17 protein-coding genes, 1 pseudogene and 1 CRISPR repeat array are annotated in these 21,159 nt (G+C 48.8%); of the genes and pseudogenes, 5 read left to right on the top strand and 13 right to left on the bottom strand.

What is annotated here, in order from left to right; translation table 11 throughout:
- Positions 1–166: 166 nt before the first annotated feature.
- From GC56T2_RS01925 to rlmD (GC56T2_RS01910), 5 genes are all read right to left on the bottom strand, one after another.
- The gene (locus GC56T2_RS01925) at positions 167–1,783 is read right to left on the bottom strand and encodes a carbon starvation CstA family protein (protein WP_144972648.1); all 1,617 of its coding nucleotides are present in this window, start codon (positions 1,781–1,783) and stop codon (positions 167–169) included.
- Positions 1,780–2,313: a DUF8052 family protein gene (locus GC56T2_RS01920; RefSeq protein WP_144972646.1), complete on the bottom strand. Its 534-nt coding sequence runs from the start codon at positions 2,311–2,313 to the stop codon at positions 1,780–1,782. The genes GC56T2_RS01925 and GC56T2_RS01920 overlap by 4 nt, the downstream gene beginning before the upstream one ends.
- A 15-nt stretch (positions 2,314–2,328) precedes the next feature.
- The gene (locus tag GC56T2_RS18305) at positions 2,329–2,619 is read right to left on the bottom strand and encodes a CC/Se motif family (seleno)protein (RefSeq protein WP_322310778.1); all 291 of its coding nucleotides are present in this window, start codon (positions 2,617–2,619) and stop codon (positions 2,329–2,331) included.
- 403 nt (positions 2,620–3,022) lie between these two features.
- Complete coding sequence (locus tag GC56T2_RS01915) at positions 3,023–3,268, bottom strand: hypothetical protein (RefSeq protein ID WP_144972644.1); 246 nt, start codon at positions 3,266–3,268, stop codon at positions 3,023–3,025.
- Positions 3,269–3,284: 16 nt separating this feature from the next.
- Positions 3,285–4,673 carry a 23S rRNA (uracil(1939)-C(5))-methyltransferase RlmD gene (rlmD, locus tag GC56T2_RS01910; protein WP_144972642.1) on the bottom strand — a complete coding sequence of 463 codons (1,389 nt, stop codon included), beginning with the start codon at positions 4,671–4,673 and terminating at the stop codon, positions 3,285–3,287.
- Between the two features lie 453 nt (positions 4,674–5,126).
- Here rlmD (GC56T2_RS01910) and GC56T2_RS01900 point away from each other — a divergent pair, with 453 nt between their 5' ends.
- Positions 5,127–5,474: a hypothetical protein gene (locus GC56T2_RS01900; RefSeq protein ID WP_144972640.1), complete on the top strand. Its 348-nt coding sequence runs from the start codon at positions 5,127–5,129 to the stop codon at positions 5,472–5,474.
- Positions 5,475–5,507: 33 nt separating this feature from the next.
- Here the strand turns inward: GC56T2_RS01900 and GC56T2_RS01895 are convergent, their stop codons facing one another.
- The 6 genes from GC56T2_RS01895 to GC56T2_RS01870 form a co-directional block, all read right to left on the bottom strand.
- The gene (locus tag GC56T2_RS01895; protein ID WP_144972638.1) at positions 5,508–6,989 is read right to left on the bottom strand and encodes a transposase; all 1,482 of its coding nucleotides are present in this window, start codon (positions 6,987–6,989) and stop codon (positions 5,508–5,510) included.
- A 451-nt stretch (positions 6,990–7,440) separates the two neighbouring features.
- Positions 7,441–8,916: an alanine/glycine:cation symporter family protein gene (locus GC56T2_RS01890; RefSeq protein ID WP_186440019.1), complete on the bottom strand. Its 1,476-nt coding sequence runs from the start codon at positions 8,914–8,916 to the stop codon at positions 7,441–7,443.
- 378 nt (positions 8,917–9,294) lie between these two features.
- Positions 9,295–10,259: direct repeats of the CRISPR family, unit length 30 nt; unit sequence GTTTCAATCCCTCATAGGTACGATAAAAAC.
- 419 nt (positions 10,260–10,678) lie between these two features.
- The gene (gene rlmD, locus GC56T2_RS01885) at positions 10,679–12,055 is read right to left on the bottom strand and encodes a 23S rRNA (uracil(1939)-C(5))-methyltransferase RlmD (protein ID WP_144972635.1); all 1,377 of its coding nucleotides are present in this window, start codon (positions 12,053–12,055) and stop codon (positions 10,679–10,681) included.
- A gap of 75 nt (positions 12,056–12,130) precedes the next feature.
- A complete protein-coding gene (locus tag GC56T2_RS01880) occupies positions 12,131–13,051 on the bottom strand; it encodes a diacylglycerol kinase (RefSeq protein WP_144972633.1) in 921 nt (306 codons plus the stop codon).
- A gap of 407 nt (positions 13,052–13,458) precedes the next feature.
- Positions 13,459–14,976, bottom strand: coding sequence for a flotillin lipid rafts scaffold protein FloT (locus GC56T2_RS01875; protein WP_144972631.1), 1,518 nt, complete (start codon positions 14,974–14,976; stop codon positions 13,459–13,461).
- A gap of 21 nt (positions 14,977–14,997) precedes the next feature.
- Positions 14,998–15,537, bottom strand: a complete 540-nt coding sequence (locus tag GC56T2_RS01870) for an NfeD family membrane protein (RefSeq protein ID WP_172706221.1) — start codon at positions 15,535–15,537, stop codon at positions 14,998–15,000.
- Positions 15,538–15,658: 121 nt separating this feature from the next.
- Here GC56T2_RS01870 and GC56T2_RS17960 point away from each other — a divergent pair.
- The 4 genes and pseudogenes from GC56T2_RS17960 to GC56T2_RS01850 form a co-directional block, all read left to right on the top strand.
- Positions 15,659–15,871: pseudogene (locus tag GC56T2_RS17960) on the top strand (DUF4351 domain-containing protein); the annotation flags it as partial.
- 258 nt (positions 15,872–16,129) lie between these two features.
- The gene (locus GC56T2_RS01860; protein ID WP_144972630.1) at positions 16,130–16,345 is read left to right on the top strand and encodes a class IIb bacteriocin, lactobin A/cerein 7B family; all 216 of its coding nucleotides are present in this window, start codon (positions 16,130–16,132) and stop codon (positions 16,343–16,345) included.
- A gap of 29 nt (positions 16,346–16,374) precedes the next feature.
- Complete coding sequence (locus GC56T2_RS01855) at positions 16,375–16,545, top strand: class IIb bacteriocin, lactobin A/cerein 7B family (RefSeq protein WP_144972628.1); 171 nt, start codon at positions 16,375–16,377, stop codon at positions 16,543–16,545.
- Positions 16,546–16,616: 71 nt separating this feature from the next.
- Positions 16,617–17,417, top strand: coding sequence for a cysteine peptidase family C39 domain-containing protein (locus GC56T2_RS01850; RefSeq protein WP_144972626.1), 801 nt, complete (start codon positions 16,617–16,619; stop codon positions 17,415–17,417).
- Positions 17,418–17,567: 150 nt separating this feature from the next.
- Here GC56T2_RS01850 and GC56T2_RS01845 read toward each other — a convergent pair whose 3' ends face one another.
- Entirely contained in the window at positions 17,568–18,758 is a 1,191-nt protein-coding gene (locus tag GC56T2_RS01845; RefSeq protein WP_144972624.1) for an ISL3 family transposase, read from the bottom strand.
- A gap of 711 nt (positions 18,759–19,469) precedes the next feature.
- The gene (locus tag GC56T2_RS01840; RefSeq protein WP_144972621.1) at positions 19,470–21,137 is read right to left on the bottom strand and encodes an IS1634 family transposase; all 1,668 of its coding nucleotides are present in this window, start codon (positions 21,135–21,137) and stop codon (positions 19,470–19,472) included.
- Positions 21,138–21,159: the final 22 nt, after the last annotated feature.

The raw sequence follows: 21,159 nt of genomic DNA, 5'->3' as shown, positions 1-21,159 counted from the left end.
TGATTGAAAAGCAGGCCCGATACAACAAGGATTTTTCTAATTGAGAAATGACATGGTAAATCCGTATACGCCATTAAATCACCGGTCTCCTAGAACAAATCCCCTTTCAATAGACAACCGTCTACCGAAAGGGGATGTTCAGCAACTCCAGCATCACCTTACTCTATTACGCTTTGACCGTCGTATCTTTATCTTTCGGTTTCGTAAAGGAGCGATACGCTTCAATGACGAGGAAGATACACAAGACAAACAAGATAAACCCACAAACCACAAGGAAAATATTCCCGTTTAAGAAATTCGTTCTCATGAAGACGAGCAATGCAGAAAGCGTCACAATAAACATAAAGATCATCGGGATGATCGTAAACCACGACTTCGTCCCTTTTTTTACAAGCCAGACGCTGACGGCCAGCAACGCCAACGCACCAAGCATTTGGTTAGCAGAACCGAACAGCGGCCATAAATCGCTCCACGTTCCCGAGAGCGCCAGCGCCGCCGCACCGACGACGATCACTCCTGTTGCTATATGAGGGTTGGCAAACGTCTTGGATCTTCCTTCCGCAAACTCTTGCACACCGTATCTCCCAAGCCGTGTCGCTGAATCTAACGTTGTCATGAGAAAAGCTGAAGCCGCCAGAGCGACAAAGGTCGTACCTGCCGCTTCTGGGATTCCGAAATGGCTCATAAAATACCCAAGACCGGCAGAGAAAGCCGGAATCGGCCCACCCAGCTCAACGAGTCGCTGTGTGAACTGCTCCGTCGTCAAATACGCTACCGAGCAGACAACAATCACCGCCAAAAATCCTTCAATCAACATCCCACCGTAGGCGATAAAACGGCCGCTTCGTTCGTTGTCGAGCTGCTTAGCTGTCGTGCCGCTCGCCACCAAGGAGTGGAAACCAGAAATCGCGCCGCAGGCAATCGTAATAAAGAGAATCGGGAACAACGGACCTAACTTCTCATTGTAAAAGCCGGTGAATCCGGCGAGCTGAAGCGTCGGATTCGCAAAAAGAATGCCGATAAACCCACCCAATATCATGCCATACAACAAATACGAGTTCAAATAATCACGCGGCTGCAAAAGCAACCAAACCGGCAACACGGACGCCACATAAGAATAAATGATCAGGAAAAACACCCAAAACGTCGCGCTCATTTTAATCGGGAACACCATGCCAATCCAAACGCAGGCGAACATGACAATGACACCAATGATGCTCGCCAACACAAAATTGACGCGCACTTGGTTGACAAAAAAGCCGAACAACATCGCGACGAGAATAAACAGTATGGAAGCAGTCGCTGCCGCCGGAACGTTGGCAAACGTATCGGCAACCAACACAATAAACACGCCAACAACAAGAATAATGGTCGCTGTAGAGAACGATAAAAACAAGGTTTGGCCGCGCTTGCCGATATACTCTTTAATGACCGTGCCGATCGACTGTGCCTTGTGTCGGATCGATGCTTGCAGCGAGGCATAGTCATGCACCCCGCCAAAGAAAATGCTTCCTAACACAATCCACAACACAGCCGGAATCCAACCGAATACCGCCGCGGAAATTGGACCGACAATCGGACCGCCGCCAGCGATCGTAGCGAAATGGTGTCCAAGCAAAACGGGACGATTGGTGGAAACATAGTCCTTCCCGTCCGCCATCTCCACGGCCGGCGTCGTCCGGTTTGGATCCACGCCGAGCTTGCGGTCAAGATACTTGCCATACGTAAAATAAGCGACAATAAAGGCAATCGCTGAAATTAGCAATAAGGCCACCGCGCTCATAGGCTAATTTTATCCTCCCTCATTAGAGTTTCGATCGACTTGACAAAAGACCTTCCCTTCGGGTGAATATGCACGTTTTTTTGATTAGGATGGAGAATGGCGATATACGTCTCAATCCACCCATGCCAGCCGAATTTTAAAAACTTCACTTTTCGAAACTTCCTCACCTCCTTCAAAACCGCGTCATCGAGCTTGCCATCGGCAATAATCAGACCAAGCACAATCGTGGACATATGTTCTGTATGTTCTTGAATAAATTGATGCTTATAGTGATCAATGACATCCTGAAATCGCCTGACAAATGGTAACGAGACGGGTTCGTTTGCGACAGTCGCAAAAACAAGTTGTTGATTTTCCACGCCGTACACTTTCATCTTTTTTGTTACCATATACCGTTCGTCTCTCCGCTTGTAGTGGGCAATAAACGCGAGGGGGAAATCGCTGATTTGTTCATCGCGGTATACATCAAAATATAACGTGAATTTGTTCGCTAACTCATGGGCAAAACGGGTCAACCGATCTCCCTCCATTCGTCCTCCCCCTCTTTAAAAATATTTGAACCCTTCCACCCGAATCGTTTGAAAAAAGGGTGGACCGGTCAGTTTCACTTTCAAATGGTTTTGCTTAAACTCCAGTCCTTTTTCGATAAAACACGTAATCCCGTGTTGAACAATCTTTTTGTAAAGGTTTTCATTTTCAGGTTTCTGAAATTCAATCCACACTTCCGATGCCGGAACACAACAATGGTTCGCTTGGAACTTTGAAATGGTCAACACACTTCCTTTCTGCCTCAGCCATTCCCTGGCCTTATCATCGATGCAAATAGAGTAATCCATCATTCATCCCGCCCATCAGCATCTTATTGTTTTTTCTGTATATTCTATACATTATATTATACATTAGTTTTATCTAAAAATATACCCCTTTTCTTTCCCCTATGCCAAGGAGTGATTTCATCGAAAACATGACGCAAAAATTAATGAACAAACCTTGTTGTTTAGAGTTCTCCAAAACTAGTGGCTAACAAACAGCGATGGCGAGAGGGAGTAAAACGTTGGATACAACCTGTTCCCCGTCTTCATTTGACGGCATTCTTAGCAGCGATGATACCGGACAACTCAAAGGCAATATCCCCCGCCGTCAATGTGTAACGTTGGTAATATCCATGATGGTTCAATAGGTAAATTTTTACATAAAGAGCACCACTTCACAAGAGGGAAGGCATTTTCTTTCCCGCAATCAGCATACGTTTTCAGCATCAACGACTAGGTTATGAAATGGTATCACATCCCGCCACGGATCAAAATCTTCGTCCAAAATCATCAACAAAAAAACATAGCACATTCCTTCAGAAAAGGGGATAGGGCTTTCTGAAAGAATGTGCAAAAAAACGGCTATCTTCCTCGATCGTGACGCTGAGGTTTTCATGGCTGATAAACTCAGGTTTTCTACCACCTTCTGCTCTTCTTCATCGTCCGCTTTCACTTCAGAAAACGACCTTTTACGATGACTTCACCAGCAACGCACAGCACTCGACATGCGCGGTATGCGGGAATAAATCAACCGGCTGGACGATTTTCAATGTATAGCCAAATGGAACCAATTCGACCATATCTGCTGCCAACGTTTCTGGGTTGCACGAGACGTAAACGACCCGCTCCGGCTGCGCCCGGCCGATTTTACGCATCACCTTCCCGCCTGCCCCTGAACGCGGAGGATCCAAAAGCAACAGCTCCGGCCGTCCGAACTGTTCGAGCACCTCATCGATGCCGCGCCGGGCATCCCGCGCCAAAAAGTACGTGTTGTCGATGCCGTTGTCTTTCGCATTGCGTTTCGCCGATTCGATTGATGTTTCCACAATTTCAATGCCGGCTAACGCCTTGACCCGCTTGGCAAACGGCAAAGAAAACGTGCCAACCCCGCAAAAGAGGTCGATCATTTTTTCGTGCGGCTGCGGATTTCCCATCTCCAACGCCAGCTCGACCAATTTGGCCGCTTGCACCGGGTTCGTTTGGAAAAACGTGTCAAACCACAGACGGTAGCGAAACCCGCACAACTCGTCATAAATGAAATCACGACCGACCAACACATGGGTTTGTTCGGCTTGAGTGCGGTCGGCCCACGCCCGGTTTTCCAGCCAAAGCAAGCTTTTCACTTCCGGGAGCGCCTTCGTGATCCGCTCCGTCAAATCGGCTGCCGCTTCTTGTAGATCCCCTTCCGGCGCCTCGGTCGCGAAAAGGGCCACCATGACTTCCCCGGTCGCAAACGACTCGCGCACCATGAGATGGCGAAGCAACCCTTCATGCGTATCCTTATGATACCCAGGCAGCCGATGATCGCGTGCCCAACGCGCCACCTCCATGGCCGCTTTGACGATCTTCTCGCCAGCAATGAGGCATGTCTCCAACGAAATGACTTGCCGGAAGTTCCCGTGCTCATGCAGTCCAAGCAACCCTTCCGGAGAAAACGTAAACTCCATTTTATTGCGGTAATGCCACGGATGTTCCATTCCGATCGTCCCGCGGACAACGTTCGGGTCAAATCCGTGTTGCTCCAAGAGCGCCTTCACATGCTCCGTTTTATGGCGCAGCTGCCCTTCATAATGCCAGTGCTGCCAGACACAGCCGCCGCAACGGTCAAAGTGCGGACACGGTGGCGCAAGCCGTTCCGGATGCGGCTCGATCACTTCTTCCAGCCGCGCCTGAACTCTGCGCCGTTTTGGCTCATCGACAACGACTCGCACCTTCTCACCCGGCAGTGTAGACGGAATGGCCAGTTTCATCTTCTTTCTCTTTCCGTCCTCTTCATGCCAAACGGCAGCTTGTCCAATTCCTTTTTTATCCAACTGATGAACTTCTGCCACAAACGAATGGTTCGTCACACCGCCCAATGGGTTCCCTCCTTTTCGACATGAATCAGCTTGATTTCATTCTTGAGTGTATTGTACACTTTGTCACAACGGACTTATGCTTGGCGGAAACATACGTTTTTCATTATAACAAGGAACGCCTTTCATTGAAAACGGCAGAACATCATTCCCGATCGATGGGAGCTGCATTCGTTTTCATTTGCTTTTAACACTAAATTCATATCCTCGCGGAAGCAAGGTTAGTGAGCCGTCGAAGAGCCGGGCGCGAAACGAGGTACAGATTGCATCCCGAACCCCTTGCCGAATTGAAAACATGGCTTTCCTTCTTTGAACCGTATTGGGATGAACGGCTCATAGCTCTCAAACAGTGGGTGGAAACAGACGAAAAGCCCTGATGACGACAAAATCGCATCATATTCGCCGGTTTCAATGACGACGAACAGCTGCATCTTATAGAGGAAGGAGAACGGGAAGATGGATCCTTTCATCTCTTGCCCGCAGTGCAAGAATCCGATTACTGTTAAAGATGTCATGCAATTTTCTTCACCTTGGACCATGAAATGCCCGTATTGCGATGTGAAGCTGAAAGAAACGAGAATCACGCCAGTTTTGCTGCTGGCCGCAGCCTGCATCGTCCCGTTGTTTCTTTTCCTGACAGTCCAAATCAAGGCGTTTGCAGCATCTTATTGGCCCGTGATCGAACACGTGCCAGCAATCGTCGTGTTTCTCGTCACACTTTATCCCCTTTATCGGATGTATGAGCGGGCAAACGCCACCATTCTGTGCAAAAAGGGACGCTTTCAGGTGAAGAAAAAAGGATGACCTCCGAAAAATGAATTCGTAGAAAAAGGTTCTCTAGAAGGCCGGTGAATTAATGGGGCATAGACTTCCCTCATATCGAATTTTGGGGACCATTCTCCCCGCCATTTGGCGCCAAAGGACGGGAGGACGAGCAGGACTTCCTGCCCCAAATTCCATTTTTGCGCACGCCAAAGAGCCGGTCTCCCCTCGTTTTTTTCGAAACCGGCACAATCGCTTCAGATTTTGCACGACGGCGGTCAACAGCGCCTGTTCTTCCATGGCGTAAAGGCCTCGGCTTCGGGCCCGGTCCAGCCCATGACATTCCTTCCCTTCGGCAAACACATGCTCACAACGCGTGCGAAGGGCTTGAATGGATCGATAACCGCCCTGTTGCTGAATGAGCCTCGCTTGGTTGCGAATCTGAACTTCCCGGACTTTCGCCTGGCGTTGTGCTTCCTGAGCGGGATCCTTCGCCCGGCGCTTCCAGGTTGGAATTTCTTCCATCTCCTTGCGGCGCAGCGACACGAGCGGCGTGATGCCTTGGACGAAGAGCTCTTTCAAATACTCCGTGGTGCCATACGCTTTGTCTGCGGACAAGGTTCGAATCGTGATCGACGGGTGGCGAAACCGAATGGAAGCCAGCTGCTCCAAACTCGTCTCCCGCTCCGCCGTTCCGGTGGCGAGGCTGGCTCGTCTGGACAAAATCACGCGCGACTGGACGTCGATGACGTCGTGCACCAGATACCGAGGATACGCTTCCTGTCCTTTGCCTTTCTTGTACAACCGGGCATCCGGATCCGTCACGCTTCGATGGGTTTGGTTGGAAAACGTAGTTCCACGGAAGTTTCCTCGTTCTCCGGCATGGACGCGTTCCCCTGATGGGGGAGACGGAGAAGGCGGGTCGTCATCGGGATCCCGGTCCGCCTCCGGGGACTCGGCCTGTTCATCTTCCCGGGCGGTGCGGGCGAGGTAGTCCTCCAACGGTTCCACCGGAGCGAGCTTGACTTCCCGCAAGCTGTGGATCGAAGCATTCGCCCGCACTTGAGTGCCATCGGCCGCCGCATGCACATCCGGCGAGACCAGCCCTGCCGCGATGCACTGATCCACCACGTAGGTCATCAGCCGATCAAAGATTCCGTGTTGGCGCCAGCGCTTCCGTGTTTTGACGAGCGTCGTTCGATCCGGCAGTGTGGGGTGATGAGGATCCGGATGGAGCACGGATTCAAAGTCGAGACCGCAAAACCACAAGTATCCGGCATGCATGGGGAGGATCTCATACAACTCCCGCTCGGAGTGGTCGAACAAATACGATAGCAGCATCAGGCGAAGCAGCCGTTCCGGATCCGCCGCCGGACGACCCGTTTTTTCCGTGTACAGGGGAGCCACCCAATCGTGAATGACGGAAAAGTCAACTGCTTCGTTGATTTGGCGCAGGATATGATGTGGGGGAACCAGTTCCTCCATGTCGATGACTTGAAACAGACGAGGCTGAGTCGAAGGATGTTTGGGGGCTTTCATGATCTGCTCACGCTCCATTCAAAGATTCTTCTTCCTTTTTCGACATAAGCCCCCTACATCCCTGCCTTGGCGTGTACTTTTTCACCGGCCTTCTAGGAGGCTGGTGATTTAACGGGGTATACAGCTTTCCAATGTCATTTCTCAATTAGAAAAACCTTGTTGTATCGGGCCTGCTTTTCAATCATTCTTCCATTGATGAAGGGAATCAGCGGTTTTTCACCAGCCTTCTAGGGGATCGATGGTGATAGAAAAAGGGTGTCCTAAAAGCAACGGGACACCCTTGACTGCTAGAAGACTGGTGAACAATCGCCCCATCTTCACGGCAAAACTTTTTTAGGAAAGCAAAATCAAACGAGGCAAGACTCCTCCGCTTCAGGAACGATCGATTTCGCGCCGTATGCTCTCAACACCACGAACCTCACCAACGTCCGGTGAACCTTAGACACGGATTGCTTCAACAAGGCGATCATCATAAAGCTTCCTTTTGCTTTTCTTCGGCTTTCTTATACCCATTTTCCCAAAACGTCGCGTTTTTGATTCCGTATTTTGACGAATTGAACTCTGGATCTTTGCCTTGCTTCAATTGTTCTTCGTAATCTTTCAGGGCAAGATAAGCCGGTTTAAACAACAATAAAATCGCGATCAAGTTCAGCCAGACCATAATGCCGAGCCCGATATCGCCCATGGCCCACGCGGTTGTCGCCGTTTTGACCGTTCCATAGAACGTGGCAGCCAAAAAGATGATTTTTAAAGCCAAAAAGGCAATTCCTCGATGTTTGCCACGCACAAGATAGGCGAGGTTGGTCTCGGCAATATAGTAATAGGCGTACATCGTCGTAAACGCGAAGAAGAAGAGAGCAATCGCGACAAACGCCGATCCAAATCCTGGAAGCAGCGTGTCAACCGCAGCCTGTGTATAGCCAGCGCCCGGTTCGACTCCCTCGAGATGGACAACGATTGGTTCCCCTGTTTTTTCATTAATGACATTGTATTGATTGGTAAATAAAATCATCAGCGCAGTCGCCGTCACCACTAAAAATACATCCAAATAGATCGAAAACGCTTGCACCAGCCCTTGTTTGGCCGGATGCGACACTTCGGCCGCCGCTGCCGGGTGAGCACCTGTCCCTTGACCGGCTTCATTGGCATAAAGACCGCGTTTGACGCCCCACATGACAGCTGACCCGATAATGCCTCCAAATACTTGTTCCGCTCCAAACGCACTTTTAAAAATCAAACCAAAAACCTCAGGAATTTTTTCAAAATTCACCGCAATGATCGCAATAGCGACCAACAAATAGCCAAGGGCCATAAACGGAACAACGATTTCGGCCGTCTTCGCGATTCGCTTGACCCCTCCAAAAATCGTAAAGCCAAGAAGCGCAATGACGATTATGCCTGTCACCAGTTGCGGAATGCCAAACGCATTGTGAAAGCCATCGGCAATCGAATTGGCCTGAATTCCCGGCATTAACACCGCCATGGCAAGAAGGATGGCAGCGGCGATGACGACCGCAAACCATTTCCAACCAAGGCCTTTTTCAATATAGAAAGCCGGACCGCCTCGGTACTGCCCATCTTGCTCTTCTTTGTAAATTTGCGCCAGCGTGGACTCGACATACGCCGTCGCCGCTCCGATAAACGTAATGACCCACATCCAAAAGACGGCGCCCGGCCCTCCGTAAGCGATTCCCGTCGCCGTCCCGGCGACATTCCCTACCCCAATGCGGCCGGATAACGACATCGTCAACGCTTGGAACGAGGACACCCCCGCATCAGAACCCTTCCCCGTCGTCACCAGCCGCACCATTTCTTTCACATGACGAATCTGCAAAAACCGGGTGCGAATACTAAAATACACTCCACAAAAAACAATAAAAAGAATTAAGAGAGGGCTCCATAATAACTCATTCACCGTCTCAACAAGTTTGTCAATCAAATTCATCCCTCCTCATTGATTCAGTTGCTTTTGTTGTATAACACACGGCTAAGCTATATTATAAATATCGCATATTTCTGTTTCAATAATTTTTTATAATAGTTTTTTTTCATATTTTCTGAATGATATTTCCCCTTTCCTATAGAACATCAATGGGTACAATCACAAAGGAATCACCGCGGAAAACAGGAGTAAAACGTTACGGATGCGCCAAGTTTCTTATAAACGGCTGAAATAGAGGAACATGCGCTCGACTCAATCCCTCTCTGTTGGCCAAATGAAGGAGAAAAGCAACCAAAACAGCCAAAAACATAAGCGGTTGAATGGGGAGATCAGTGGAAGCAACACAAGGGTATGCTATGGACAGCTGTAGGCGTAACAGTTGTCTCCATTCCTCATAGGTACGATAAAAACAATAAAATACCGCGAAAAATCTCGTCGTTGCCGTGGGTTTCAATCCCTTATAGGTACGATAAAAACTCACAGTATTCCATGTTTGTGTACCTTGTAGCCGCCACTGGTTTCAATCCCTCATAGGTACAATAAAAACATACGCTTTGTACGGCATTGGTTCGGTGGCAGCGATGTTTCAATCCCTCATAGGTACGATAAAAACACGCTGGCAAGGGAACGGGGTTTGAAACGTACGTGTAGTTTCAATCCCTCATAGGTACGATAAAAACTGTTCAATATGTCGCGATCAGCTATCTGGCCATCCTCAAGTTTCAATCCCTCATAGGTACGATAAAAACCAAGAGGGAGAGACGGCGGTGTTTGAAGATGGAAGGTTTCAATCCCTCATAGGTACGATAAAAACCCATCCAAGCCTATATTGATTCGTTAGGTGAGGAGGAAGGTTTCAATCCCTCATAGGTACGATAAAAACGAAGCTCACGCGCGTGGGGTGGCGAAGTTTTTAGGGTGTTTCAATCCCTCATAGGTACGATAAAAACGTTGACAAGCGGGACAAAAAACGTCCCGCTTCCTAGTTTCAATCCCTCATAGGTACGATAAAAACATATAGTACATACGTTCGTATATATACAGACACATAGGAGTTTCAATCCCTCATAGGTACGATAAAAACGCTTGACAACGGCGAGCCGATATGGTACGCTTGAGTGTTTCAATCCCTCATAGGTACGATAAAAACGGTCGGCGAGTGCCGTCACTGCGGTGCTGAACTATAGTTTCAATCCCTCATAGGTACGATAAAAACACTGGACAATCCGATGTGCAATTCATCATCGGCTAGTTTCAATCCCTCATAGGTACGATAAAAACCTCCTCCCGAGTTGGATTTGGGAGGAGGCAAAGGAGTTTCAATCCCTCATAGGTACGATAAAAACTCCCAAAAATTGTTGTCATATCAAGCTTTTTCCCTTAAACGCCATCCTCAGAATAACACGTTTCGAAGATTCTGTCAATCAAGTTCATCCGTCATGGCTGTAGGGATCAAGCGATCAAAACCAATGTCGTCGACCCCCTGGGGTTTTTGCACGATTGGAGGTCGACGACAAGTGAACGGATCCGCCATCTGCGTTTCGCTTGGAGAAGGGGCTTCAAGCGATTGGGGCGTGTTCCCCATCAGCCCTTTCTGCTTCCCTTTGTTCCGAAAGTATCCATTCTCACCACCACTGATCCGATTCATTGATGATGGCTAACGGCCTTCCTCGCTCGCCTGCTCAGCGGGCGGTCGGACTGCCCATTTCTTGAGGCGGGCACTTCTTTTGGACATGACGTTCAATCGAGATCAGTTGTTTGGCGTTTACATCCGCCATTGCAATTTCGCCACACACTCGACATGCGCCGTATGGGGAAACATGTCGACCGGCTGGACTTCGATCGTTTCGTAACCCCCATCCTCTAAAATGCGCAAGTCGCGAGCCAAGGTAGCGGGGTTGCACGAGACGTAGACGACGCGCGGCGGTTTCATGGCGATGATCGTCTCAAGAAGCGTGGCGTCGCAGCCTTTGCGCGGCGGGTCGACGACGAGACAGTCAGCCCGGACGCCTTCCTGATACCAACGTGGGATGACGTCTTCGGCGGCGCCGACTTCGAAGGTGACGTTCGTGATGCCGTTCAGCTCGGCGTTGCGCTTGGCGTCTTCGATCGCTTCGGGAACGATTTCGACGCCGTAGACATGCTTCGCTTTTTTGGCTAAAAAGAGCGAGATCGTGCCGATGCCGCAGTAGGCATCCATGACCGTCCCCGTTCCGGTGAGTTCGGCGTATTCGAGCGCTTTGTCATACAGCACTTTCGTCTGTTCCGGGTTGACTTGATAAAACGAGCGGGCGGAGATGGCGAATTGGATGTCACCGATGCGGTCGGTGATGAACTCGCTTCCCCATAACACCCGCGTGTTAGCGCCGAAAATGACGTTCGTCCGCTCGGGGTTGATGTTTTGCACGATCGATTTGACGTTCGGAATGGCGCGGATAATGTCGCGAACGATCTCTTGTTCGTGCGGCAAATGGTCGGTGCGGGTGACGAGCACGACCATCACCTCGCCTGTTGCCGCGCCGTAGCGAGCGACAATGTGGCGGAGGACACCGCGGTGGGTGAGTTCATCGTACGGCGGGACGCCGTAGCGCGCGGCGATCCGTTTCACCGCTTGGACGACGATGTCGTTTTTCTCCTGCTGGATGAGACAGGCGTCCATGTCGATGATTTCGTGGCTGCGCTCTTTGTAAAACCCGGCGACCAGCCCCCCTTCGCGCTCGCCGACCGGCACTTGCGCCTTGTTTCGGTAGCGCCACGGGTTCTTCATCCCGATGACGGGATGGACGGTGACGTGTTCTAGCTTGCCGATGCGGGCGAGCACTTCTTTCACTTGCTTCTCTTTCGCCTTCAGCTGGCCTTCGTAGCTCAGGTGCTGCAGCTGGCAGCCTCCACATTGACGATAGACAGGGCACAGGGGCTCGACGCGGTCGGGGCTCGGTTCGTACAGCTCGATGAGACGGCCGTACCCGTATCCTTTTTTCACTTTGATCACCTTCACTTTGGCCCGCTCGCCAGGAAGCGCGTTTTTCACGAACAACGGAAAGCCGTCCACTTTCGCCACGCCGAGCCCGTCATGCGTCAAATCGGTGAATGTGACGTCATAATAGTCATTTTTGGCGACTGGTGCTTGTTGTTTCGCCATATCGTTCCCCTTTCTGCCGATTCGTGTAAGGTTAGCGTACCCTTGGGGGCGTCATCACATAAGAAAAGAACAGGCTTATGACCCTGTTCTTACTTGTTCCGCCTTTTCTTTTGGCATCAACACTTCGAGATGGCGGTATAAGTTGACAAACTCGCCCGGAAGCATGCCCCCGAATTCGCCGTCTAAGTTCAGCTGCATCGGTGAGCGGACTTTCACCCGATTCGCTTTCGTGTAAATGATATGCGGGTCGTTAATGTGCTCCCCGCGCGCCGCCAGCGTCACAAGGCGGACAAATTCGGCCAAATTCGTTTTCTTGACGATGATGAGGTCAAACAGGCCGTCATTCAGTGACGAGTCGGGCGCCAGCTTTTCAAAGCCGCCGACCGAGTTGGTCAGCGAGACTAAAAACATCATGATTTCGCCTTCAAACAGTTTGCCGTCATATTCAATGCTCGCTTCAGTGGCGCGAATGGACGGAAGCATTTCCATCCCTTTCAAATAATAGGCCAGCTGACCGAGCATCGTTTTGAGTTTGCTTGGCACTTCGTAGGTGAGCTCCGTCAGACGGCCGCCGCCCGCGATATTGATGAAATAGCGTGTTTTGTCTTCGTTCGTCACACAGCCGATGTCGATCGCCACCGGCTCGCCCGTGGTGACCACCTCGCACGCTCCTTCAATCGTACGCGGCACGCTGATGGCGCGGGCGAAATCGTTCGTCGTTCCCACCGGGATGACTCCCAGTTTGGGCCGGTACGGTTGATGAGCCAGTCCATTGACCACCTCGTTGATCGTTCCGTCGCCACCGGCGGCGATCACGAGGTCAAATTCGCGCTCCACCGCTTGCCGAGCAGCTTTTGTCGCATCTCCCGGACCCTCGGTGGCATGGCACGACGTTTCGTAGCCCGCTTTTTCCAACTGAACGAGCACATCGGGCAAATGGCGCCTAAACTGCTCGCGGCCCGATGTCGGATTGTAGATGATTCGAGCTCGTTTCATTGTCCTCAACCTACTTCCTTTTTTCCATTCCACCCGTTCCCATCATAGCGAAATAATGCTTGAAGCGCAACTCCGAAGAATGTCGTGAACATTGGCCGATATGGACGCGAAGGAAATGCTCTTTGTGCGATAACCCGAACCTTCCCCCTTTTATCGTGGGAAACAAGCGCCCTTTGTTCGATAAACCGAACGTTTCCCGATTTATCGCAGGAAAGAAGCGCTCTTTGTTCGACAAATCGAGCTTTGCTGCGATTTGCCGTGGGAAGGAAGCGCTTTTTGTTCGAAGAACCGAGCTTTTCCCCGATTTATTGTGGAAAAGAAGCGCTCTTTGTTTGACGATCCCAACTTTCCCCCATTTATCGCGGGAAACAAGCGCCCTTTGTTCGATCAAGGGCGCTTGACACTGTTTATGACTCGCTCGCATTCGCCTGTTCGGAAACAGTTGGCTTGGCCGTGACGGCCGATGATGCGCCGCTCGTTGTGAGATTCTCAAGCAGCTGCTTGACATCGATGCCGGTCGATGCTTTTAGCGTCTCTTGCAGGCTCGCCATTAAGTTCGTCGCATATCCCGTGACGCGGTTGGCGCCGCCGTTTGTTCCCGATCCCGTATCGACGATCGTCAGCTTCTCGATGTTCGCAAGCGGGCTCGCGACTTGTTTGGCGTATTCCGGAAGCATCTTGATGATCATGTCGAGCACGGCCGCCTGGCCATAGCGTTCGAACGCTTCGGCAATCTTTTGTTTCGCTTCCGCTTCGGCGAGACCTTTCAGGCGGATAATTTCCGCTTCCGCCTCCCCTTTCGCTTTCTCGGCCTCGGCTTTCGCCAGCCCGTCGAGACGGATCCGCTCGGCTTCCGCTTTGGCCAGCGTCTCAACGCGGTATTTTTGCGCGTCGGCTTCAGCGATTTGTTTCGCCTTTTCCGCCGCCGCTTTCTGTTCGATCGCGTAGCGTTCGGCATCGGCTTTTTTCTTCACTTCCGAGTCGTATTGCCGCTCGCGGCGCAAAATTTCTTTTTCTTCAAGCTCGATTTGTTTTTGCCGCTCAATGATTTTAATTTGCATTTGTTGGGCCGTCACTTCTTGTTTGGCTTTCGCTTCTTCAAGATGATACGCTTGGTCGGCGCGCGCTTTGGCGATGTCTTGTTCGCGGCGGAATTCAGCGAGCTTGAGCTGGTTGATTTTTTCCGCTTCGGCGATTTCCGTCAGCCGCTCGAGTTCCGCTTTGCGTGCTTCTTTATCCGCTTCGGCCCGCTTGATGCGCGTCTCTTTTTCCGCTTCAGCCGTCGCAATATCAGCGTCGCGCTTCACTTGGGCGATGCGCGGCTTCCCGAGCGCGTCAAGATAGCCGTTTTTGTCGCGCACGTCTTTGATCGTGAACGAGACGATGACAAGCCCCATTTTCGCGAGATCTTGCGAGGCGACGCGCTGCACTTCTTGCGAGAATTTGTCGCGGTTTTTGTAAATTTCCTCCACCGTCATCGACCCGAGGATCGAGCGGAGATGGCCTTCAAGCACTTCACGCGCTTCATTTTCCATATCTTGGCGTGTTTTGCCTAAAAACTGCTCAGCCGCGGTCGCGATTTCGCTGATCGAACTTCCAACTTTGATGATCGCCACTCCATCCGCCATGACGGGCACGCCTTGTTCCGTATACACTTCCGGCGTTTGCACGTCGAGCTTGATCGACAATAAACTGAGCGGCTCGGCCTGCTGGAAAATCGGCACGACAAACGTGCCGCCGCCGCGGACGATTTTAATTTTGTTTCCCGATTCGTCCACGTGGACGTTTTTGTTTCCTAAGTAGCTGCCGGTGACAATAAGCGCCTCATCCGGCCCGACCGTGCGGTAGCGGGCGATAAAAATGGCAATGAGTCCGACGAGAAGCAAGACGACAACACCAATGACAATCAACCATGGCGCAACCATGACAGGTCCCCTTTCTTTGTTTTAGATGGAAAGATGATACGGATCGTGCCTCGTCACCACAGCGACGCCGTTTTCCATTTGCACGATGATGACCTCTTCTCCTGACGGAATGGCTTCATTGTTTGCGCTTTTCGCCGCTTTGGCCACCACACCGCTTTGACGGGAGATGAGAATTTCACCAAACCCATCCGGCGGCACGGACACGATCACCTTCGCCAGCGACCCTTCCAAGTCGGCATCCGTATACCCAAGCGACGCCTCAGCCGACCGAAGCGGCAAAAAAACGAAAAAGTGCAAAAGCAATACCACGACAAGCGCCACACCGACACTCAGCCCCACGATCCACCGGGACGCCCAATCGGTATACCATTCCGCCAACAAACCGACCGCGCTCGCGACGATGAAAAATGATAAGACGAGCTGCGGGCTGAACAGCGGATGGTCGGCCACATCGAACAGACCGTCAAGCACATCGCTGAAGAAAAAATACAACACCGTCAGCAACGCACTAACCACCAGCACCGCGCCGTATACGACTTCAGGCGGATAGCCGAACACCATCTCCTCCCCCTCCTTCCCTGTCAACAATTCATACGACCGAAGCACCAGTTGGTTTCATCATTTTTCCATCAGCATCAAAATTCGACAAATTCTTTCCTCTTTCCTGCCTTTCAGCCTTTGATTTCAAAAACACCGCCGCCGTATTCTTCCGATCGCTATCTTCAGCTATGACGCCACCCGTCATGAACCTTCCTCTTTCACTGTGGAGTTTCCGTTTTGGACCGTTCTCGATTTCCGTTTTTTGACCATAGAATTGCGCAAACTCCCGTGGCGCGAGTACATCCGCCATGACAACCCGGTCGCCGCCGCTCTGTTAAGCAAAATGGGGTATAACTCACATTTCGCACCCTAACAGGATGGAAAGAAAGGATTTTTTAGGCTCTTCACCACAAAATGTACTTGACAAAAAACGTTTTTCATGATAAGAACGTCAAAAAGATTGATTACCATTTTTTGTTATTTTTGTTCAACCGGGAGGGATAATATCATGTTTGTTCCTAAAAGTCAAGTACATCTTTCGGTGATGAACCGATATAATCCATAGCTGTAAGGCGCCTTACATACTATATTTTAAAATAGGAGTGTGAGGAAAATGGAACAAAAAGTAGTAAACTTAGAATCTGTATTAAAAAATAATAATATGCAGGAGTTAGACTTAAATGAATCTATTGAAGTTGACGGAGGAGTTTTACCAGCTCTAGCTGGGGTAGGAGCAGGATTCCTTAAAGTTGCTGGTTATGTAGGAGCTGGTGCTACAATCGTTGGTGCTGGTTATGCTGTCGGAAGATGGGTAGGTAGACACTTTTAATTTAATAGACTAGGAGGATAGGGGTTAGCATGTCTAAATTAGAAATTGCAAATGCAAGAGATTTAACGGAACAAGAACTAAGAGAAACTGACGGCGGTTGGGTGCCTTGGGCAATTGCTGGAGGGCTTTTCATAATTGGTGGAATCGCTGGTTACATGGATCAAAAACAAGAAAATAAAAAAAATAAATGTGGAAAATAAAAATTATATAAAAGTAAATCAATTGGGGATGGTTTAAACTATTCCCAATTGATTTTGTTAGGAGAATTGGTATGTTAAGCCTAAAAAGATACATTTGTGTAAAACAGCATGATGAAAAAGACTGTGGAGCTGCATGTTTAGCAACTATTTCTAAACATTATGGTTTAAAAGTACCAATTTCTAAAATTAGAGAAATTGCAGGAACTGATAAGCAAGGTACTAATGTTTATGGCTTAATCAAAGCTGCAGAACATCTTGGTTTTTCTGCTAAAGGGGTAAAAGCTAATCCTGATGCTTTAAAAGAACGATTCCCTTTACCGGCTATAGCTCATGTAGTAATTGATGGTAAATTACTTCATTATGTTGTTATTCATGAAATAAGAAATGACAAAATGATTATTGCCGACCCAGGAAAGGGAATTGTTAAGTATAAAATTGAAGAGTTTTTAAAAATCTGGACTGGAATTTTGATATTAATGGTTCCTTCAGAAACATTTAAAAAAGAAGATCAAATACAAAGTACTTTTTCTCGTTTTTCGCATGTAATATTTGCTCAGAAATCTTTACTAACTCATATCATTATTGCCTCTTTTATAATTACACTTTTTGGTATTTTAGGCGCCTTTTATTTTCAAATAATTATAGATGAAATACTTCCCAATGGTATCAAAAGTACGTTACATATAATCTCTATTGGATTAATAATAATGTATTTGTTTCAGGTAATATTATCAGCATTTAGACAATATTTATTACTTTACCTTGGGCAACGTCTAAGCATATCTATTATGTTAGGTTATTATAACCATGTTTTAAAACTTCCTTTAAATTTTGGGTCTTCACCATTTTCTGTGATTTCCACTCAATCCTAGAAACATGTTAGCTGGATGAAATAGGTTCATCAGTCAGGATCCTTCTTCCGCATACAGACCACGAAGTTGGTAGAATGGAAACAGTCAAGTGCTTTCCTTGACGGGTTCCATTCTACCAACGATCATATCGATAGCGGAAGAAGGGAGCGTTTAGGCAGCCTGACTACCTGTAGTGTTCCCTGTACACTCCAGAAATACACGCAAACGAAACCGTTCCCGATTTCGATAGCCATATGCCCGGCGTTTGATGTTTTTGATCTTGTGATTCGTTCCCTCGATTCGGGCATTGGTATAGGGGCACAAAAAGTAGGAAAGAATCGGCTCCTTCCACCTTTCAAGCGTGTTGGCTGCTTCCTGAAAAGAAGCAAAAGGGCTCTGTTTGGCTAACTGAATCCATTCTTCCAAGCGTTCCTTTGCTTCATTATATCCATCGGTTCGGTAAAAATCCCGAAACAACTCTTTCAGATAATAAGCAATGGAAAGTGCCGGATACTCCTCCAAGATATCGTCTAATCGAAGCCGTTGGTCCTTACGAAGCTTTTCACAGCCTTTCAAGAGAAGATATCGAGCCTTTTTCAATGGAGAACATTCCTTTCTTGCTTGATCCAAGGCTTGTGTCACTTTTTGAACCACATGGTACTTATCGATGACAATCGAAGCAGATGGAAACAGGGCACGAACCGCCTTATGATAAGGTTCCCACATGTCAAGAATCACCGTTTGAACCCTTTCTTTCGACAGGACCTTTTGGCTCAACAAGTGGATAGCGGAGTCACATTGGCGATCGGCATGCATTCCCATGACGGATCCAGCTTTGGCATCCATCAATATGGTTTCATACTGATGTCCCTTTTTTACAGCGATTTCATCTAAGCTAAGCACCATCTCTTCTTGAGAAGATGTTTCTATCGCTGTCTGACGCTCTTTTGCTTTTTTCGATGCGATGGAGTAATAGATGCGTTCCAATGTCGTATATGGGATACGGTGCTTTCGGCTCACCTCTTGAATGGTGGAACCTTCACAAAGTTCATACAAGTACTCACAAAATCGGTTGGTGTAGTGCTGATTGGGTTGAACCGATTCCAAAGAGGCGGAAAACACTTGAGAGCAATTCCAGCACCGATAGCGCTTTATTTTCACGAACAAGTACACCGGTTGATGGAAAATCGCCAAATCCCGTACTTTTCTTGTCCGTCTGTCGTGGACAGAGGAAGTGGCAAACCCACAATGAGGGCAATGTTCCTGTGTCTCTGTTTTCTCTACATGAATCGCATAACCATAGGAATGAAGTTCTTGTTTAATCACTTTAAATTCTGGCAATCCTAGTGGTATAGAAAGCACTTACGAGACCTCCTTAATGTTGATTTCACCGCTAACATTATTGCCAGGATCTCGTCAGTGCTTTCTCTTTTTTGTCACTAAATCACAAAATTTGGTGATGAACCAATTTTTATAACTTACCTAATAACAAAAGTGGGTATTTAGAGGGTAAGATTATACATATAAACCCTGATGCCACATTCACACAAAATGGTGAGAAATTCCATTTAATTAAAGCTAGTATAGAAGAGAAACCTCTATATAACTATAAAGGTGATAAACTTTACCTCAAAAATGGAATGTCAACAGATGTTTCTATAATAACTGATAATAAAAGGATAATTTATTATTTATTGGTTCATCACCGAAAGATGTACTTGACTTTTAGGAACAAACATGATATTATCCCTCCCGGTTGAACAAAAATAACAAAAAATGGTAATCAATCTTTTTGACGTTCTTATCATGAAAAACGTTTTTTGTCAAGTACATTTTGTGGTGAAGAGCCTATTTATTGGAAAAAATTAATTTTACAAATTAAAGCGCACTTTTATAGCCGCGCTTTTTAATTTGTTTTTACCTCTCCTTTATTCTCTGGACATTCACACAGTACATCTCACATTTCGCACCCTAACAGGGTCCCGAGTTCGACAGTGACTAGGCAAACAAAATGCCTCTCATCCCTTGATACCAAAGGGACGAGAGGCATTTGGGCATACGTTGGGCGTGTATCTAGGCGCGAGGATGAATACCTAGAATCTTCGGAGGAGGCTCCAGCCCTAGAGCCGCAAAGAATTGAGCCTGTTTAGTCGTCAGTTCGGTTCGTTGATAAAGGTCACCGTTTTTTGAAGAAAAATGTCCAAGCATGAGACGTTCGCATTCGTCCCTTACTTTCGGCCACGATTCATGGGTTCGAATCTCCACGATCCGAACCAGCAAGAGAGCGAGCCAGCTGAGCAGCACGTGCGCCCGAATGCGATCTTCCAAGCGATGATACATAGGCCGCCATTCCAATGTGGACTTCAATGTCCGGAAGGCCTGCTCGATATCCACCAATTGCTTATATCCAAGCGCGACATCTTCGGCAGACAAGGTGTCATCGGATGTCCGGATGAGATATTTGCCATCGTACTTTTCCGCGTCACGAACCGCCTGCTTGTCGATGCGAAGGGTTCCGTCCTTCAACTGGCGCAAGTATTTTCCGTAGGACGGATGGGAACGCAACCGGCAGGTCGCCTTATGATGGGCCTCGTTTGGGAGTTGGCGAAGCCCTTCTAACTCCTCTTTCAGCGATTCGAGCAGCGTTTCCCGCTCCTTACGTTGGCGCTCGGCTTCGCTGGGATTGTACACGAGAACATAGCGCTGACGCGCTTCTCCGTCTCCTACGGTGATTTCCTTGATATGCAAGTTCTCTCGGATTTGTTGGTAGCGCCCGCGACGGCTTAAGGCCTCTTCGACAGCGGCTTTGCCGGACCGCATTTTTTCGCCGACAATGTAATGTCCTCCTGCCTGTTGTAAGGTTCGCAAGTTTTCTTCAGATGAAAATCCGCGATCCATGACACTGATGACACGACCGAGCTTCCAGCCGATGAGATCGTGTTTGACTTGTTTGATGACCGTCATGTCCATCGTATTGCCTGGCCATACCCAAGCGCGAATCGGGACTCCTTCCCGGGTGACGGCCAGCCCAATGACGATTTGGACAAGATCGGGTCGCTTGTCTTTGGAAAATCCCTGCTTTCGAAGGGATTCCTCTTCCGGTGTTTCGGACGGATCGACTTCGAAATAAGACGAAGTCGTATCAAAATAAAGCAAATCGACTTCCAGATTCAATAAGTCAGCTACAGCATGGAACACTTGACGTTCCAAGTCCGATTGCACGATCAGCAGTTCATTCATCGCTCGGTACAGCTGATGGCTGGCGACCTCGGGAAGATGGGGAATATACACGTCCTTCTCCACCCACTCCTCCATCGCCAGCTTGCTTGATGGATGAAGGGCTCGATTCGCCACCATGGCAAAAATCAGCCGTTCCAGCGGAATTTGATGATGCCGGGAGGCAAACAAGGAATGGAGAATGTCTCCCAATCCCAGCTGTCTCCAGAGCTGATCCAAGAGCCAAACGCCGCCTAGGCGTTTGCTTGACTGAAACTGAAAGCCATCCGACACTTCTTCTGCCAACGCCTCGATTTCCCAAGCCTGCTCCGGAGAAAGGAATCGTGAAATGCTTTTGGCCAGACGCTCCAAGACAGCGCGATCCACTTCGTCTTCGCGCCCAAACGAATAAATCACCTTCGCTTTCGCATATTTGGCCTTCGGATCCCATTCATTGTGAGCAAGCTGGAGATAGGCGACGGTTGTTCCATCTTTGTTTTTGCGTGTAACTCGTCGTATGTACATGCCTATATTATAACGTATAAAC

The organism is Geobacillus sp. C56-T2 (assembly GCF_007829715.1).
Taxonomy (GTDB): domain Bacteria; phylum Bacillota; class Bacilli; order Bacillales; family Anoxybacillaceae; genus Geobacillus; species Geobacillus icigianus.
Note: the sequence above shows the minus strand (reverse complement) of the source record. Positions and strands in the feature narration are given on the sequence as shown.

Bases quoted from the DNA above. Each gene is read 5' to 3' on its own strand.
- rlmD (WP_144972635.1), bottom strand. From the start codon at position 12,055: ATGGCGAAACAACAAGCACCAGTCGCCAAAAATGACTATTATGACGTC.
- GC56T2_RS01920 (WP_144972646.1), bottom strand. From the start codon at position 2,313: ATGGAGGGAGATCGGTTGACCCGTTTTGCCCATGAGTTAGCGAACAAA.
- GC56T2_RS01895 (WP_144972638.1), bottom strand. From the start codon at position 6,989: ATGGAGCGTGAGCAGATCATGAAAGCCCCCAAACATCCTTCGACTCAG.
- GC56T2_RS01855 (WP_144972628.1), top strand. From the start codon at position 16,375: ATGTCTAAATTAGAAATTGCAAATGCAAGAGATTTAACGGAACAAGAA.
- GC56T2_RS01900 (WP_144972640.1), top strand. From the start codon at position 5,127: ATGGATCCTTTCATCTCTTGCCCGCAGTGCAAGAATCCGATTACTGTT.
- GC56T2_RS01880 (WP_144972633.1), bottom strand. From the start codon at position 13,051: ATGAAACGAGCTCGAATCATCTACAATCCGACATCGGGCCGCGAGCAG.
- GC56T2_RS01850 (WP_144972626.1), top strand. From the start codon at position 16,617: ATGTTAAGCCTAAAAAGATACATTTGTGTAAAACAGCATGATGAAAAA.
- GC56T2_RS18305 (WP_322310778.1), bottom strand. From the start codon at position 2,619: ATGGATTACTCTATTTGCATCGATGATAAGGCCAGGGAATGGCTGAGG.
- GC56T2_RS01875 (WP_144972631.1), bottom strand. From the start codon at position 14,976: ATGGTTGCGCCATGGTTGATTGTCATTGGTGTTGTCGTCTTGCTTCTC.
- GC56T2_RS01925 (WP_144972648.1), bottom strand. From the start codon at position 1,783: ATGAGCGCGGTGGCCTTATTGCTAATTTCAGCGATTGCCTTTATTGTC.
- GC56T2_RS01840 (WP_144972621.1), bottom strand. From the start codon at position 21,137: ATGTACATACGACGAGTTACACGCAAAAACAAAGATGGAACAACCGTC.
- GC56T2_RS01870 (WP_172706221.1), bottom strand. From the start codon at position 15,537: ATGGTGTTCGGCTATCCGCCTGAAGTCGTATACGGCGCGGTGCTGGTG.
- GC56T2_RS01890 (WP_186440019.1), bottom strand. From the start codon at position 8,916: ATGAATTTGATTGACAAACTTGTTGAGACGGTGAATGAGTTATTATGG.
- GC56T2_RS01860 (WP_144972630.1), top strand. From the start codon at position 16,130: ATGGAACAAAAAGTAGTAAACTTAGAATCTGTATTAAAAAATAATAAT.